1 protein-coding gene is annotated in these 1067 nt (G+C 72.5%); it reads left to right on the forward strand.

Features of this window, described 5'->3' with window-relative positions; genetic code table 11:
- Positions 1-189 precede the first annotated feature (189 nt).
- Positions 190-1067 (forward strand): serine/threonine-protein kinase (locus tag MXD58_RS25350; RefSeq protein WP_250610173.1); only part of this gene is annotated, 878 nt, incomplete at its 3' end.

Below are 1067 nucleotides of genomic sequence, written 5' to 3' on the forward strand. Positions count from 1 at the left end.
GGCGGCCTGGGACGGCGCGAGCGCCGGGCCGCCGCGTCGTCGGACCGCCCGGCCGGATCACCATGACGGCCTAGCTCACCTGGGCACACCCGGCCCGACGCGGTCCAGCGGCCGGCCGGTTCGGTCGGCCCCGGCGGGAACCCCCGCCAATCCACCAGGAAACCCACAGCGAAGTGGTGATGGCACGGAGTGGTTAGAAAGCTGGGAAGTTCCTACACCCTGGAATCGCGGGTCGGCCGCGGCGGCATGGGTGAGGTGTGGCGCGGACACGACGAGGCCGGAAACGAACTCGCCTTCAAACTGTTGCTGCCCCACTTCACCTCCGATCCCGGTGTGGTCGCCCGGTTCATGCGTGAGCGCGCCATCCTCATACGCGTCCAGTCGCCCTTTGTCGTGGCCATTCACGACCTCGTGGCGGAACGCGGCGAACTGGCGATCGTGATGGAGTTCGTCGAGGGCTCCGACCTGCGCCACGAGCTCGTCCGCCGCCGGACGTTGCCGCCCGGCGAGGCCGTCGGCCTGATCGTCGACATCCTCACCGGTCTCGCGACCGCCCACCGGCTCGGCATCGTGCACCGCGACCTGAAACCGGAGAACGTGCTGCTCGACCGGCGCGACGGGACCTCGCGACCGAAGGTGTCGGACTTCGGGGTCGCCGGGCTGATGGCCTCCGCGACGCGGCTGACGATCCCCGGCGGCATGCTCGGCACCCCGCTGTACATGGCGCCCGAGAGCGTCGACGGCGGTGTCGTCGGGCCCGCCGCGGACATCTACGCCGCCGGCACGATGCTCTACGAGATGCTCTGCGGCGTCGCGCCGTTCGCCGGCCGGGAGATGCTCTCCATCCTGCGCGCCCACGCCGACCTGGTCCCCGGCCGCCCGCCGGGAGTTCCTGACGAGGTGTGGGCGGTCGTGGCCGCGATGCTCGCGAAGAACCCCGCGGACCGGCCCGGGACGGACCGCCTGCGGGCGCTGTTGCCTGCGCTGACCGGGCTGCCCGCCGCCCCCGCGATGGTGGGACCGCCGGCGTCGAGCCGGAGCGCGCCCCACTCCTCCGTGACCGTCGC

The organism is Frankia sp. AgKG'84/4 (genome assembly GCF_023242965.2).
In the GTDB taxonomy this organism is placed as follows: domain Bacteria; phylum Actinomycetota; class Actinomycetes; order Frankiales; family Frankiaceae; genus Frankia.